9 protein-coding genes and 3 pseudogenes are annotated in these 15,799 nt (G+C 66.6%); 2 read left to right on the forward strand and 10 right to left on the reverse strand.

Translation table 11 applies throughout. From position 1 onward, the window contains the following. Nucleotides 1–480 precede the first annotated feature (480 nt). From HHL26_RS17305 to HHL26_RS17320, 4 genes and pseudogenes are all read right to left on the reverse strand, one after another. A complete protein-coding gene (locus HHL26_RS17305; RefSeq protein ID WP_169576247.1) occupies nt 481–1,494 on the reverse strand; it encodes an aldo/keto reductase in 1,014 nt (337 codons plus the stop codon). Nucleotides 1,495–1,731: 237 nt separating this feature from the next. After that, nucleotides 1,732–4,134, reverse strand: coding sequence for a hypothetical protein (locus HHL26_RS17310; RefSeq protein ID WP_169576248.1), 2,403 nt, complete (start codon nt 4,132–4,134; stop codon nt 1,732–1,734). A 129-nt stretch (nt 4,135–4,263) separates the two neighbouring features. Continuing rightward, entirely contained in the window at nt 4,264–4,728 is a 465-nt protein-coding gene (locus tag HHL26_RS17315; RefSeq protein ID WP_169576249.1) for an HAD family phosphatase, read from the reverse strand. Beyond that, nucleotides 4,649–4,948: pseudogene (locus HHL26_RS17320) on the reverse strand (amidohydrolase family protein); the annotation flags it as partial. The gene HHL26_RS17315 and the pseudogene HHL26_RS17320, both read right to left, overlap by 80 nt. On the opposite strand from HHL26_RS17320, the pseudogene HHL26_RS17325 reads away from it, so the two are divergent. Beyond that, nucleotides 4,874–5,267: pseudogene (locus HHL26_RS17325) on the forward strand (amidohydrolase family protein); the annotation flags it as partial. The pseudogenes HHL26_RS17320 and HHL26_RS17325 sit on opposite strands and share 75 nt — an antisense overlap. Nucleotides 5,268–5,303: 36 nt before the next feature. Here the strand turns inward: HHL26_RS17325 and HHL26_RS17330 are convergent. Then, nucleotides 5,304–7,838 carry an FtsX-like permease family protein gene (locus HHL26_RS17330; RefSeq protein WP_346765595.1) on the reverse strand — a complete coding sequence of 845 codons (2,535 nt, stop codon included), beginning with the start codon at nt 7,836–7,838 and terminating at the stop codon, nt 5,304–5,306. Continuing rightward, nucleotides 7,835–8,547, reverse strand: a pseudogene (locus HHL26_RS17335) (ATP-binding cassette domain-containing protein). The gene HHL26_RS17330 and the pseudogene HHL26_RS17335 overlap by 4 nt, the downstream one beginning before the upstream one ends. A 16-nt stretch (nt 8,548–8,563) precedes the next feature. Here HHL26_RS17335 and HHL26_RS17340 point away from each other — a divergent pair. Continuing rightward, nucleotides 8,564–9,265 (forward strand): arylesterase, encoded by a 702-nt coding sequence (locus HHL26_RS17340; RefSeq protein WP_169576250.1) that lies wholly within the window; start codon nt 8,564–8,566, stop codon nt 9,263–9,265. A 46-nt stretch (nt 9,266–9,311) separates the two neighbouring features. Here HHL26_RS17340 and putA read toward each other — a convergent pair whose 3' ends face one another. From putA to HHL26_RS17360, 4 genes are all read right to left on the reverse strand, one after another. Beyond that, the gene (gene putA, locus HHL26_RS17345) at nt 9,312–12,914 is read right to left on the reverse strand and encodes a trifunctional transcriptional regulator/proline dehydrogenase/L-glutamate gamma-semialdehyde dehydrogenase (protein WP_169576340.1); all 3,603 of its coding nucleotides are present in this window, start codon (nt 12,912–12,914) and stop codon (nt 9,312–9,314) included. A 139-nt stretch (nt 12,915–13,053) separates the two neighbouring features. Then, nucleotides 13,054–13,194: a cbb3-type cytochrome oxidase assembly protein CcoS gene (gene ccoS, locus HHL26_RS17350; protein WP_066562254.1), complete on the reverse strand. Its 141-nt coding sequence runs from the start codon at nt 13,192–13,194 to the stop codon at nt 13,054–13,056. Continuing rightward, a complete protein-coding gene (locus HHL26_RS17355; RefSeq protein WP_169576251.1) occupies nt 13,191–15,323 on the reverse strand; it encodes a cation-translocating P-type ATPase in 2,133 nt (710 codons plus the stop codon). The genes ccoS and HHL26_RS17355 overlap by 4 nt, the downstream gene beginning before the upstream one ends. Beyond that, nucleotides 15,323–15,796: a FixH family protein gene (locus HHL26_RS17360; protein ID WP_169576253.1), complete on the reverse strand. Its 474-nt coding sequence runs from the start codon at nt 15,794–15,796 to the stop codon at nt 15,323–15,325. The genes HHL26_RS17355 and HHL26_RS17360 overlap by 1 nt, the downstream gene beginning before the upstream one ends. Nucleotides 15,797–15,799 lie beyond the last annotated feature (3 nt).

Consider the following 15,799-nt stretch of genomic DNA (forward strand, 5'->3'; position numbering starts at 1 on the left):
TAGGCATGCCGCCAGCGTTCGTTCTGAGCCAGGATCAAACTCTCAAGTTTGATGTCCGATCCATATCCAGGCGGAATAAGCCCAAACATGAACCGCTCATTTTCAGGAGCCATTCCTGCACAAATTTACTTACATGGTTACGTAAGGACATTGTGAGGTCTGGCTAAATTTAACCGAGCACCCGGCGCCTGAAAGCCGCCAAGACCCGGAGCCGCCGCCCACATGTCCCTTCATCATACTAACAATGTCAAAGAACACACCAAAATCAGAAGCGGACAACCAATCTTCCTCGAACTTTCATTCGAGGATTTGGCCATCCTTGATACTGGCGACCGATCGCAGCGAAAACCGGAGGGCATCACCGCGTCGGTGGAGTGGCATCTAGGCGCGTCGAATGAGTCGGTCAACAGGAAAAATAGGATTTTCGGAAATTTCCTTCAAACCAAAGGGAAAAGACCGGCCCAACGCTCTTCGCGCCGCTCAGGCCAGCGGCTCACCGGCCCAGGTTTCCGTGTCGATCTGTGCCTGGGCATCCTTGGGATACCGTGCGCCGGAAACCGCCTCGAACGTGAAGATCGCGTCCACCCCCGCGAACAGATCGTCAGGCAGGTCGAGTGAGAGCGTCGCCAGATCTTCATCCAGATGCGCGACGCTCGTCGTCCCCGGAATCGGCACGACAAAATCCCGCCGCGACAGCAGCCAAGCCAGGCAGAGTTGCGCCGCCGTGCAGCCCGCTTCATCCGCCAGCGCCTTAAGCCTGGCCGCCAGCGCCAGATTCGCCTCCAGATGTGGGGATTGGAACCGGGGCATCGCGCCGCGAATATCGCCCTCGGGCACGCCTTCAGGCCCGACATTGCCGGCCAGCAGGCCGCGAGCGAGGGGCGAGAAGGCCACGAAAGCCGTGCCCAGTTCCGCACAGGCATCCAGCACCGCCAGTTCGGCATTCCGGCTCCAGGGCGAATATTCCGTTTGCATCGCCGCGATCGGGTGAACGGCATGGGCACGACGCAGGGTTGCAGCCGACATTTCCGACAGGCCGATGGCGCCGATCTTCCCCGCCTCCACCGCGCGGACCAGAGCGCCCACCGACTCCTCGATCGGCACCTTCGCATCCAGCCGATGGAGATAGTAGAGATCGATATGATCGGTCTTCAACCGCCGGAGCGAATCTTCCAGCACCCGGCCAATCGCGGCGGGCGAGCCGTCGAGGCCACGCTTGCCGTCGATCTCCCCCAGCACGCATTTGCTCGCCAGAGTGAATTCGGTCCGGCGGTGCATCAGGGTACGGCCAACCAGTTCCTCATTGGCGCCGAAGCCGTAGAGCGCCGCCGTATCGAAAAAGGTCACCCCCCTATCCAGCGCATGAAGCAGCAGCCGCTCCGCCTGTTCCGGCTCGGGCCGGGGCAGATAGGCATGGCTCAAATTCATGCAGCCAAGGCCAATGGCAGAAACTGTATGAGGTCCAATCTTCCGGGCAGGCAGAGCGTCGGTCATATCAGAGCGGCAATCCTATGCTATTTTCCGCGATCACGGCCTGCGCCGCAACCAGGGAAAGGATATAGTCAAGATCGGCAACCTGCATCCAGCGGTCGAACGCATCATTCTTACGGGAAGCAATGCATCAGCTTGGCAAGCTGCCGGGGAAAACATTCGGAACCCGCGCTCCTACGGAAGCGGGTGCACAGGTCAATAGAAGGAGAAACTCGCAAGACAATTCAGAAAGACGGACCATCAACTCACATTCAGCACGACCACCTGATCCTGCGCGTCGCGCAGGCGGATGTAGAGTTTGCCGTTCCGGGGCGCCGGGACTGCCAGCTTTGACCCGGTAAAGCCCTGAGCGACCACCGTTGGCTTTTCAAAGTCCGGCGTGCCGTCCACGGCATCGATCAGGAACAGATCGCGCCCCTTGATCGTGCAATCTTGCGCCTCGCAACGGACATTCTCGATATGCGGCAACCGCGCCAGCGTCACCAGAGGCTGCCAATCGCTTGGCCCCTCTTCCCGCAGCAGCCGGAAGCGCAGCGGCCCCGACACAGGCGCCAATATCCCCGGGTCGAGCGTCGCCACCATCACATCCGGGCCAGAGAGACGGAGCCCATTGGCGCTGGCCAGTCTGACCGACTTCGCGCCGTCCGCCGAAACGACCTCCAGCGCATCATCGGGCCGAAACGCTACGCCCTGATCCGCCCGCACAGAAAAGACCAACCGCCCATCATCCGGCAACAGAGCGTCTCCCGGCAGTTGCAAGGGATGCGCTTCGTTCGCCGCACCGGGCGAAACGCTCTTGCCGAGCAGCGTCACGCGGGGCCGCGTCTCCTCGACCGTCGCGGCAAGATTGACTGAACGCCCGTCCTTCAGCCTAATCCGTGCCGTCACCCGATCTCCTGCCTTGAGTGCCGCGCCATCGCCCTTCGCCACCAGCCGCAGCCGGTCCACCGACCCGTCACGCGTCAGTCCATCGGGTTGCAGGGTCATGCCGGACAGCTCGACGCCCGCGACCTGATCCAGCCGCTGGCCCGAGAGGATCGCGCTATTGTCCCCCGCATGCAGGCCGAGGCCGTCCAGCCGGCTCGCCTGGGCATAGGCCTTGAGCGATAGCATGGAGGACTCCGCCCTACCCTGATATTTGACCTCGACCCTGATGTCGCCGGGCTTGCTATCGGCCAGCGGCAGGGAGAGCGTCAGCGCGTCGGTGCCCTGCACTTTCCACGGCAAAGATTGCGGCGCCCCGTCGCCCTGTCGCAGTACCACACCCTCGACGCAGGCGGGCGCTTCCCCGGTCAGGGTCAGCGCATTGTCGCGCCCGACGACCAGCGTCGGCGCTTCACCAGCGACTTTCCAAGACGCATCGCCGGGCAATTGCAGCGCGAAATCGGGGCCATCGAACCGCTCGAAGCCCCAATAGCCGGAGAGATGCCCCTTCACCGTGCCCTGGAAGGCAGCGGGTAGTGGGTCACTGCTCCTGACGACATAGCCGCCGCGATCCGCCCGCGCCTCGACGGGCAAGTCGACCGTCTCGCCGTTTGCCGCCGTCAGCTTCACCGTCATATTGCGCGCATAGGCGGTCGAATAGATAAGCGGCGCGCCCTCGACCGGCAGCACCACGCCCGGCCGCGCGGCGCAGATCGGGCCATTGGCGGCGCTGCGCAGGCGCGGCGGGCTGTCCGCCTCGATCGCGGGCATGCCGACGACCAGCACGGATTTGGGCTTCTGGAAGGAGGGCGCCTTGTTGAGCAGCAGGGAGGCGCTTGCGTCACGCCGGATGCTGAGCGTCGGCAGATAGTCGAATTCCGGATTGCTGAACGCGCCGAATATCTTCGCCACGTCGCGCACCACGCCGATATAGGGGCTGTAGAAACCATAGCCCGCCTCCCGCGTGGAACTGAGTTGCAGCGCCAGGTCGGTCGGCGTGCCGGTCAGCGTCTCCGCGATCGAGCTGCTGTGGACGTCCGCCAGCACCAGATGCTCGCGGTTTTCGAGCAGACAGCTCGCCTGAAGCTCGACCACCTTGGACAGGCATTCGTCATTGAGCTTCATCGACAGGCTGCGCGCCAAGGCCGGGGCGACCGAGCGCAGATATTCGGGATGGCTGTTTTCCTGCGCCCGGATCGCCGCCATGAAGGCGTCCAGCCGCGAGCGGTCGAGCGAGGCCTGGTTCAATTCCTGCGTCGCCCGGATGAACTCGCCCGGCTTGCCGCGCACGGCGTCGACGATCGCGCCTTCCGCCCCGCCCGTGTCAGGCACCATGAACAGCGTCATCTGCCGTGCGCCCTTGGGCACGGTCAGCGTCAGGCTATTCTCCTTGTCTTTCTTCTTCCAGGTTTCGGCGGCCCTGATCCAGTCCTTGGGCGGTGGATTGGTCGCCCCGCGCAGGAAAGTGGAGAGCAGCAGGAAGCGCACACCCTGATCCTCCGGCAAGTCGGCCTTGATCGACAGCTTGTCGCCTTCGGCCAGGCTGGGCACCTGCGCAATCGGCAGCACGTCCTTGTCCCGCGTGACCGTGATGCGCAGCCCCGGCCCGCCAAGCTCGAACGGAGCGGGATCGGCGGCCAGCGCCGATGCGCCCGACAAGGCGATGCTTGCCACGCCGCAAGCCCAAGGCAAGATCCTCAATCGGCTCGGCAGCGGCATAACGTCCCGGTATCTTCCTGTCAGCGATCCAGATCCCGCTGTCCCACATCGGCTCCCCAATTCCAAGAGCAGGGCAGACGCAACAGGCTTTGCGACGAAGGGCGGATGCGGCGGGACGAATGGCCCGGATCAGGGCAGGATCAGGGCGGCAAAGTCATGCAGGCTGGGCAGCACCGCCGCGACCAATGCCCGTTCCGCCTCGGTCGGCGGCAGCAGGTCGGGCACCATCACCGTCGCCATGCCCGCTCCTGCGGCGGAGCGGACGCCGGCATAGCTGTCTTCCACCGCGACCGCTTCGGTCACGGCGACGCCCAAGCGCTTTGCCGCGAGCAGATAGGGTTCGGGATGCGGCTTGGGCCACTGGACATCGTTGCGGGTCACGACCGCTTCGAAATAATCGAGCAGTCCCGCCTTTTCGAGCCGTCGACAGGCATAGGGCGCCTCGGTCGAGGTCGCCACCGCCATCGGGATGCCCGCAGAAGTAAGCCGCGCCAGCAGCGCTTCGACGCCGGGCAAGGCGCGGGAAGACGCGCCGCGCATTGCCCTCGAAAATGGCGTGGCGTTCGGCATCGCTGATATCGAGCGCGTCGACATAACGCTTGGTATCGTCGAAATAATGGCCCGTCGTCGGATCGATGCCGCGCACCGCGCCGACCATTTCCGATCCGAACAGGATATTCTTGTTGTCGATCACGTCCGCCAGCAGGTCGATGCCCGGCTGATGATAGACGCAGGTGTCGAAGAAGATGTTGTTCATGAGATGCGTGTCGAGGCCGGGCTTCTTCAACATATCGGCAAGACCCCGATAACGTCCCCCGGACGGCGCCGATATGCGGGCATTTCGCCGACTGCTCGACAGCCGCGATGATATATGGACCAAGGTGACCTGCCCCGACCGGCTCGACCCCCTGGGCGCGCCTTGGGACGATTTTGCTCATGCGGTCGCGCCGCTGGTGGCGGATTATCAGGATCGGGTGCTGTGGGGCACGGACTGGCCGCATCCGAACATGGAAAAGGCGATTCCCGACGATGGCGCGCTGGTCGACATGATCCCCCGCATCGCGCCAACCGCCGAATTGCAACGCAAGCTGCTCGTCGCCAATCCCATGCGGCTTTACTGGCCCGGCGAATAGCGGCGGTCGCGTGCCTCAGCCAATGAGGAAGCGGCCCTATAGCGCACGTAATGCGCGCGCAGACCGCACCGACATCAACGGGATCGAGCCGAGCAGCCCGATCCCCAGCGTCAGCACAGCGCCCGCGCCCAAAGTCGACAGCACCAGCAGCCAATCGGGCGCCCAGCCGAACTGGAATATCTGCACAATCACGAACCACGCCGCCGCCAGCCCCAGCGCCAGCGCCACCAGCGCCAACACCCCGGCGAGCAGCGCATATTCGATCGCCTGCGCGCCCAATATCTGCCCGCGCGTTGCGCCGAGCGTCTTCAGGATCACGCTGTCATAGGCGCGCGCCTGCCGCGACGCCGCGATCGCGCCAATCAGCACGGCGATGCCCGCCAGGATCGCGACCGATCCGGCCAGCACGATCGCGGTCGACATCTGTCCCAGCAAAATAGTGACCTGCGCCACCACCTCGCCGACCGCGATGATCGACACCGAGGGGAAGGCCGCCAGCAGCGCACGGGTCATCGCGCCCTCCGACGCGCCTTTCGTCGCAATCGTCGCTGACAGGCTATGCGGCGCGCTGCGCAGCGTGTTGGGCGAAAAGACCATGATATAGTTGAAGCCCATCGTCTCCCAGTTGACCTGCCGCAGGGAGGCGATCCGCGCCTCGATCTCGCGTCCCAGCACCGACACGGTGAGCCGGTCCCCGACGCCAACGCCCATCACCTTCGCCGCTTCGCGGTCGAGCGAGATCAGCGGCGGCCCGGCATAGTTTCGGGTCCACCATTGCCCCTTCACCAGTTCCGATCCCTCGGGCAGCGTCTCGCTATAGGTGACGCCCCGCTCGCCGCGCAGGAACCAGGCGCCTTCGGGCAGTTCCTTGAGGTCCGCCACGCGCTGCCCGCCATAGGCGACGATCGTTCCGCGCAGGGTCGGCACCATGTTGACCTTGGCTCCCGGCGCCTCTTGCGCGACGAGCGAGAGGAACCGGTCCTTCCCGGCAATGGGGATGTCCAGCACGAACTGGTCGGGCGCGGTGCGGGGCACGGTATTGCGGATTTCGGCGCTGAGGCTCGACTGGATCGCGGCAAGCGTCACGAACAGCGTCAGGCCCAGCCCGAGCGCCACCACCAGCGCCGAGGTCTGCGCGCCCGGCCGGTGGAGATTGGCCACCGCCAACCGGGCAAGGGGACGGCGCGGCGCGGGTGCCCGGCGTGCCAAGCGCCGGACCAGCAGCCCGATCCCGGTCAGCAGCGCCAGCACGGCGGCGACGGCGCCCAGCATCGACGCCGCGAACCATGGCTCCCGCGCCGTGCCCAGCGCCAGCGCGACGGCCGCCGCCCCGGCCGCGCCCACCGCGATCATGCTCGCGCGGTCGAAACCGCGCCGCTTGTCCACCGTCTCGCGAAACAGCGCGGCGGCGGGCAGGGTGCGCGCATGCGCCAGCGGCGGCATGGTGAAGATGAAGGCGATCAGCAGGCCGTAAAGCGCGCTGGTGACGAGCGGCCAGGGCGCGATGGCAAAGCCCGGCTGCACCGGCAATATGTCCCGCATCGCCGCCACCAAGCCCAGCGGCAGCACGACCCCCGCCGCCAGCCCGCAGCCGATCGCAAGCATGGCGACCGCGCCGATCTGCATCAGATAGATGCGCGCAATGTCGGCGGACGACGCGCCCAATATCTTCAGCGTCGCGATGCCGTTGCGCTTGATCGCCAGATAGGAGGCGACGCCGTTGCTGACCCCGATCCCGGCGATGGCAAGCGCGGCGAGGCCGATCAGCGACAGGAACTGCCCCATCCGCTCCAGAAAACGGCTGGTCCCCGGCGCTGCCCCGTCGCGGTCCTTGATCTCGAAGCCGGAGGACGCAAAGGCGCGTTTCAGCCGGTCCCCGGCCGCCCCGGCATCCCGGCCCGCCGCCATGCGGATGCGATATTTGCTTTCGTAGAGGCTGCCTGGCTGAATGAGGCCCGTACGCCGGATGCCCTCCATCGACGTGAGGGCGACCGGCCCCAGGGTGAAGCCCTCGCCCACGCGATCGGGCTCGTCCGCGATGATGTCGCGGATGCGGAAGGTCGCCGTGCCATAGCGCAAGCCATCGCCCGGCTTCACGTCCAGCCTGTCCGCCAGTGCTTGTCCGATCACCAGCTCATTCGGGCGCATCGACCCGGCGCGCCCGCTTTTCAGCGTCAGCGTGCCGTAGAGCGGATAGGCCGCGTCCACGCCCTTGAGTTCGGTCAGCACGGCGGATGGACCTTTGCCCTCCCCGACCCGCTGCGCCATTGCGCGCAGCCTGATCGTCTCGCTCAGCACACCTTCGCGCCGGAACGCGGCTTTCTCGGCCGCGCTTGCCTCACGCTGCGACATCGCCACTTCGACATCGCCACCCAGCAGCAACTGCCCCTTGCTCGCAATCTCTCCCGTGATCGCGGCGGTCAGGCCGCCGATCGTCGCCAGCGTCGCAACGCCCAGGAACAGGCAGATGAACAGCAGCCGCAGCCCCCGAAAGCCGCGATGCAGGTCGCGCCGGGCGATCCGCCAGCAGCCCCGCCAGCCCAGCCCCCCTCGCCCGCCAAGCCCCGTCACGGCCTCCGGTCCGCGATGATCAGGCCGTCGCGCATCTCGACGATGCGGTCGCACCGCTCGGCCACCCCAGGATCATGGGTGATGATCACCAGCGTCGCGCCGTTCGCTTCCCGCCGAGCGAACAGCAGTTCGACGATCGACCCGCTGGTCGCGCCATCCAGATTGCCGGTCGGCTCGTCGGCAAAGATGATGTCCGGTCCTGGCGCGACGGCGCGGGCAATGGCCACGCGCTGCTGCTCGCCGCCCGAAAGCTGGGCGGGATAATGATGCAGCCGATGCCCCAGCCCCACCGCCTCCAGCTCGCTCGCCGCGCGGGCGAAGGCATTCGCGAACCCCGCCAGTTCCAGCGGCACGGCGACATTTTCCACCGCCGTCATGGTCGGCAGCAGGTGGAAGCTCTGCAACACGATGCCCACGCGCCCGCGCCTCGCCCGCGCCTCGCCCGCGCCAGCGCGTCTTCGTCCAGCGGTCCGTAATCAATCCCCGCGACCCGCACCTCGCCTCCGCTCGCGCGCTCCAGCCCCGACAGGATCGCCATCAGCGACGACTTGCCCGACCCCGACGGTCCCAGGATCGCCAGGCTCTCCCCCCTGGGGATGGAAAGGTCGATACCCTTCAATATTTGGGTGGGCGCTTCGCGGGTGCCGAGCGAGAGGGTGACATTGCGCGCTTCAATCGCGATATGGGCGAGGGAGGACGAACCGTGCATCAGCGAAAGGAACCCCATGAAGGCGGGAAGATGGTCGATATATGTGGGCGCGGTGGCGATTGTGCAATTGCTCACCGCCTGTTCGGGCGAACCAGCCGCCAGCAACAGCGCCGCGCCGTCCGCGCAGGCGCAGAATAGCGCCGCCCCGGTCGAAGACGGCAAACTCGTCCTCGTCTTCGGTGACAGCCTCTATGCGGGCTATGGCGTGGCCCAGAATGAAAGCTTCCCCTTCCGCCTCGAACAGGCGCTGAAGGCCAAGGGGCTGGCGGTTCAGGTCCGCAATGCCGGGGTTTCAGGCGAAACCTCTTTGGGGGGCATGCAGCGCCTCGCCTTCACGCTGGACGGCCTGCCGCGCAAGCCCGACCTGCTGCTGCTCGACCTTGGCGGCAACGACATGTTGCGCGGTCTGGCGCCGGAGGACAGCGAAAAGAATCTGCGCGCCATATTGGACCAGCTCAAGCAGCGGCAGATCCCAGTGCTGCTCACCGGCATGCTGGCCGCGCCCAATATGGGCAAGGATTATGGCGCAAAGTTCGACGCCATCTATCCCCGGCTGGCTAAGGATTACGGCCTGCCGCTCTACCCCTTCTTCCTTGAAGGCGTGATCGGGAATCCCAAGCTGATGCAGGCCGATTCCATCCATCCCAATCCGGCCGGGGTGAATGTGATCGTCGGCAAGGTCGCGCCGGTCGTGACGGGGTTGCTGAAGGACGCCTAAGCGCAACGTGCTCCTGCCTTCGCAGGAGCACGCTGTGCCTACCCTCTCACCCAATCATCATCAGGCTCGCATTACCCCCGGCAGCCGTCGTGTTGATGGAGGTCGACACCTCCTCCAGCAACCAGTCGAGCGGATACCCCCCATCCACCCCCGCCGCATGGACGCTGATGACCGGCCCCGGCAAGTCGGCCACTTCCTGAACCACCGCACCAATCCGCCCGGCATCCCCCTCAACCAGCACCGCTCCAAGCGGCCCGTCCGCCTGTGACGCGAAATGCGCCGCAATATGCGCAGGCAACCCCTGCGGCAGCGCCATGTCCCGCAACACCCCGCGATTGCCAGTCGCCAGCATCGCCGCCATCTGCTGCAACAGCCCCTGCCGCGTCGCGGGCCGCATCCCGATCTGCCCACGCGGATGCAGCGCATAGAGGTTGCGCTCCCCCACCGGCCCCGGCAGCACCACCTCCACCCCTAGCGCCGACGCATCGCCATAACGCCGCGCCATGGCCGAAGCCTCCGCTTCACCCTCCGCTGCCAGCCAATCGGCAAAATCGCTGAGCGGCGACCGGAGCGAACCCGCCCGTTCGGCAAAAACCGGGGGCGTGGTCACCAGCCGTCCCAGATAGAGCGGCCCACCCGCCTTGGGCCCAGTACCCGACAGGCCGCGCCCGCCAAAGGGCTGCACCCCAACGATCGCGCCGATGACGTTGCGGTTCACATAGAGATTGCCCGCCTTCACTCGCCCGGTCACCTGCGCGATGGTGTCGTCCAGCCGCGTGTGCAGGCCGAAGGTCAGGCCATAGCCGGTCGCATTGATCGCATCGATCAACGCGTTCAACCCGGCTCGTGGAAAGCGGATGACATGCAGTACCGGCCCGAAAACCTCGCGCTTGAGTTGCGCTATGTCGTCGATCTCGATGATGGTGGGCGGCACGAAGCTGCCGTGCGCCGCTTGGTCCGGGAGCGTTTGCTGCTCCACCGCGCAGCCCAGAGCGCGCATCGAGGCGATATGCCCCTCGATCCCCGCCTTCGCATCCTCGGTGATGACGGGGCCAATGTCGACCGCCAGCCGGTCGGTCCGCCCGATGCGCAATTCCCGAAGCGCGCCCTTCAGCATCGTCAGCGTCCGGTCCGCCACATCCTCCTGCAAACAAAGGATGCGCAGCGCCGAACAGCGCTGCCCCGCGCTGTCGAAGGCCGAGGCGATCACGTCCGCCACCACCTGTTCGGCCAGCGCGGAGCTGTCGACGATCATCGCATTCTGCCCGCCCGTCTCCGCGATCAGGGGGATGGGCCTACCCGAAGCGGAGAGACGGGATGCCAATTGCCGCTGGATCAGCCGCGCCACTTCGGTCGATCCGGTGAACAGCACTCCGGCGGTCTGTGGCGCCGCCACCAGCGCCGCGCCGATCTCGCCCGCGCCGGGGATCAGTTGCAGTGCGTCGCCCGGCACGCCCGCCTCGTGCAGCAACCGCACCGCCTCCGCCGCGATCAGCGGGGTTTCCTCGGCGGGCTTGGCCAGCACCGAATTGCCCGCGACCAGCGCCGCCGCGATCTGCCCGGTGAAGATCGCCAGCGGGAAATTCCAGGGCGAAATGCAGACGACCGGCCCCAAAGCCGCCTGCGCCGGGCCGAAAGCCGCCCGCGCCTGGGCCGCATAATAGCGCAGGAAATCGATCGCCTCCCGCACCTCGGCTATGGCGTTGGGCAGCGACTTGCCCGCCTCCCGCACGATCAGGCCCAGCAGGATCGGCATGCGCGCCTGCATCGCGTCGGCGGCCCGCTCCAATATCACGGCCCGTTCCTCCACCGGCACTTGCGGCCATTCGCTACCGACAGCGCGAATGACCGCCGACCGCGCATGATCCGCCGACGCTTCGAACACTGTCCCGACGAGATCGCGCCGGTCGGCGGGGTTGAGCACCAGCCGCGCCGTGCCTTCCCCATTCTCCGGCGCGGCCGTCCAGTCGATCGCCGCGCTTTCCGCCAGCGCCTGCGTCAGCGCCGCCAGCACGCTCTCGTCGCTCAGGTCGATCCCGCCGGAATTGCGCCGGTCGGGATAGAGCCCGGACGGCAGCGCGATCTCCGGATGCCGCGCGCCCGGATGCGGCATCGCCCGCACCTGCTCTACCGGGTCTGCGATCATCTCCTCCACCGGCACCGCCGGGTCGGCAATGCGGTGCACGAAGGAACTGTTCGCGCCATTTTCCAGCAGGCGCCGCACCAGATAGGCCAGCAGCGTCTCATGCGTGCCGACAGGCGCATAGATGCGGCAGGGGCGGTCGAGATTCCCCTTCCCTACCACCTGCTCATAGAGCGGCTCGCCCATGCCGTGCAGGCACTGAAACTCATAGTCGCCAAGCCTGAAATCCGGCCCGGCCAGATGATGGATAGTCGCCAAAGTCTGCGCATTATGCGTCGCGAACTGGGGGAAGACTTTATCCGTCGCCGCCAGCAGCTTCTTCGCGCAGGCGATATAGGCGACGTCGGTATGCACTTTGCGCGTATAGACCGGGAAGTCCGCCAGCCCGTCGACCTGCGCCCGTTTGATCTCCGCGTCCCAATAGGCGCCCTTGACCAGACGCACCATGATCCGCCGCCCGGCCCGCTGCGCCAGATCGACGATCCAGTCGATGACGAAGGGGCAGCGCTTGCCATAGGCCTGCACCACGAAACCAAGGCCGTTCCAGCCCGCAAGGTCGGGGTCCAGCGCCAGGCTCTCCAGCAGGTCGAGCGACAATTCCAGCCGGTCCGCTTCCTCCGCATCGATGTTGAGGCCGATGTCATAGCCCTTGGCCAGCAGCGCCAGTTCCTTCACGCGGGGCAGCAATTCCCCCATGACCCGCTCCGCCTGTGCGCGGGAATAGCGCGGATGCAGCGCCGACAGCTTGATCGAAATGCCCGGCCCGGCATAGACGCCGCGCCCGTCCGACGCCCGGCCGATGGCGTGGATCGCTTGGGCGTAATCGGCCAGATAGCGCGCCGCATCGGCCGCCGTCGCCGCCGCCTCGCCCAGCATGTCATAACTGTATTGGAAGCCCTTCGCCTCCTGTACCCGTGCGCGCTTCAGCGCCTCGGCAATCGTCTCGCCGGTCACGAACTGCTCGCCCATCATCCGCATGGCGAGGTCCACGCCGCGCCGGATAACCGGCTCGCCCACACGCGCCACCAGCCGGGTCAGCGCCGCGCCGAGGCTCCGGTCATCGACGCTGCCGACCAGCTTGCCCGTGACCACCAATCCCCAGGTCGCCGCATTGACGAACAGCGACTTGCCGCCGCCCAGATGCCCGCCCCAGTCGCCGTCAGCGATCTTGTCGCGGATCAGCGCGTCGCGGGTCGCATCGTCGGGAATGCGCAGCAGCGCTTCAGCGAGGCACATCAGCGCCACGCCCTCCTGACTGGAGAGCGAATATTCCTGCACCAGCGCCTCGACTCCGCTGCCATTGCGGTTGGCGCGCAGCGTCGTCACCAGCTTGAGCGCCGTTTCCCGGGCCGCCTGCCGCATGGCGTCGGGCAGCGCGGCGTCTTCGAGCAAGGGCGCCATGCACCGCACCTCATCGCGACGATAGGCGGCGGTGATGGCTTGGCGGAGCGGCGACTGTACGCGGATGGCTGGCGCGAAATCAGCGAAGGGGGGCGGGTTCGTCATGCGTGCCATGATAGAGAAATCATGGCATGCAGACCGACTTATGAATAGCGGATGGTTAGGAAATATGCCTTATTGTTGGCGATTTTCTGGTGGAATATCCCGTATATTGTGGATGAATTGGACAAAAGGACCACCAACATCAATCCTCGTCGATCAGGATGCGCACCGCCGCCCCGTCAGTGTCGTCGAACTGGCCATTGCCAAGCGCCCAGAAAAAGGCCGCCAGACCCAGCAATCCCAGGCCAAGCGCGATCGGGATGAGCAGGCTGAGACCGATCATTTCACGGCTCCTTTCAAGCGCAGGGCATTGGCGATGACGATCAGCGAGGATGTCGACATGGCGACCGCCGCAACCAGCGGCGTCACCTTGCCCGCTATGGCCAGCGGCACCGCCAGCACATTATAGCCGATCGCCAGCGCGAAATTCTGCTTCACCACGGCTACGGTCCGCCGCGCCACATGCACAGTGAGCGCCACGGGCGCCAGCCTGTCGCCCAGGAACACGGCATCGGCGGTGAGCTGGCTTGCGTCGCTGGCGGAGGCGGGCGCCATACTGGCATGGCCCGCAGCCAGCGCCGGGCCGTCGTTCAGCCCGTCCCCGATCATCAGCACTTTCTCGCCCTTGGCCTTCAACCGGCCGATCAGCGCCAACTTGTCGGCTGGGCGCAGATGGCCGATGGCGGTGGTGCGGGTTTCGCGGGCGATCTCCTCCAGCGCATCGGGACGGTCGCCGCTGGCGATCAGCACATTCATCCCCATGCCGCGCAGGGCGTCCAGCGTGTCCGCCGCATCCGGTCGCAGCGCGTCGGTGAAGCTCAGCAGCATGGCCTGATCGCCGCGCCGATATTCCGCCGCCAGCCCGAACAGGTTGATAAGGCTACGTGGACGCGCGAGGGAAACGGATACCCCTTCATAGTCCGCGAAAACCCCCTCTCCGGCGACTTCGCGGATTTGGTCGAGCGCGGCGGGCGTCACGCCCTTCGCCTCCAGCGCCTGCCGCAGAGCGATACTCAATGGATGGCGCGAGGCCCGCGACAGCGACAGCAGAATCGAGCGGTCGTCGCTCCACAAGCGGCGCAGCCCCTGCGGCACGGGACGGCCCAGGGTCAGCGTGCCGGTCTTGTCGAACACCGCCTCGCTGACCTCCGCCAGCCGTTCCAGCGCCGACCCGTCCTTGACCAGCACGCCCCGCCGCATCAGCGCGCCACAGGCGACGATCTGCGCCGCCGGCACCGCCAGCCCCAGCGCGCAAGGGCAAGTGATCAGCAGCACGGCGACCGCGATCAGCAGCGACTGATGCACGCCCGCTCCGGCGATCATCCACCCCGCAAAGGACAGTGCCGCCAGCAGATGGACGCACGGCGCATACAGCCGCGCCGCCCGGTCCGCGAGGCGGACATAGCGCGACTTGCCCTGCCCCGCCTCCTCCATCAGCCGGGCGATGTCGGCAATGACGGTATCGGGGCCCGCCGCCGTCACCTCCACCTGGATCGGCCCGTCGATGTTGAGTGCGCCCGCCTGCACGCTGTCACCGGGACGCACGCGCACCGGGGCGCTTTCTCCGGTCAGAAAGGCGATGTCGAGGCCGCTTTCGCCCTCTACCACGCGCCCGTCGGCGGCCAGCCTTTCACCCGCCGCCGCCAATATCGTCATGCCCGCCCGCAGAGCGTCGGCCCGGGTCCAACGGCTGCTCCCATCCGCCGCCAGCACCAGCGCGCCGGGCGCGGTCTGCTTGAGCAGCGCCGCCACCCCCGCTCGCGCCCGCCCACGCATCATGCTGTCGAGCGAACGTCCTGCCAGCAGGAAGAACAGCAGCATCACCGCCCCATCGAACCAGGCATGGGCGCCGCCGGTCACGGTTTCATACAGGCTCATGCCAGTCGTCAGCAGCACGCCGATGCTGATCGGCACGTCCATGTTCGTCCGCCCCTGCCGCAGCGCCGCCCAGGCCGAACGGAAGAAGGGCTGGCCCGCATAGGCGACGGTCGGCAGGGCGATCAGTGCGGAGAGCCAGTGAAACATCTCCCGCGTCGCGCCCGCCGCCCCCGACCAGACCGACACTGACAGCAGCATGATGTTCATCGCCGCGAAGCCCGCGACCACCAGCGCGCGCGTCAGCCGCCTGCTTTCGGCCGCCGCGACATCCAGGCCCGCATCCGCCAGCGGCTCCGCCTCGAACCCCAAAGCGGCGATGGCAGCGCGCAGGTCGGGCGGGGTCAGGGCCGGATCATGCCGGATCGCGACCCGCTTCGCCCCCATATTGACCCGCGCCGACACTATGCCGGGCTGGCGGGGAAGCCCCTCCTCGATCTTGGCGATGCAGCCGACGCAATGGATGCCGGGAACGGCGAACAGGCTTTCTGCTGTCTCCTCCGTTACGGGATCGGGGATCAGCGCTTTCGTGGCCATCAGTCGACCTCCCTCAACAGATGTTCCTCGCGCCCGGTCAGGCGCAGATCGAAGCGGATTTGCCAGCGGCCCAAGGGCAAGGCGCGGTCGCTGGCGTAGACGCCCGGCGCCATTTCGTGGAACGCCAGCGACAGGTCAGGCGCCCGCCCCAGCGGATGCTGCGCGACCGCCATCACGCCGCCACCCGCCACCGGCGCGCCCTTTGCGTCGGTCAGGGTCAGGCGGACATGCCGCGCTGCATCCATCGTCACCTTATCCTGCCATCCCAGCCGCCGCTGTGCGCGGGCTTGTGCCAGCCAGCCGTTGAATTTCTGGCTGGCGACATAGCTGTTTTCGACCACGGTGCCGCCGAAGGACCGCACCGCGATGGTCGCCATCAGCATGTTGACCGCGATCACCACGGCGAAGAACGCCACCAGGATCGCGGTCATGTGCCAGCCGGTGAAGCGGCGGATGGGGGATGGAGGGGTCATGCT

Source organism: Sphingobium sp. TB-6, assembly GCF_012927365.1.
Classification (GTDB): Bacteria; Pseudomonadota; Alphaproteobacteria; order Sphingomonadales; family Sphingomonadaceae; genus Sphingobium.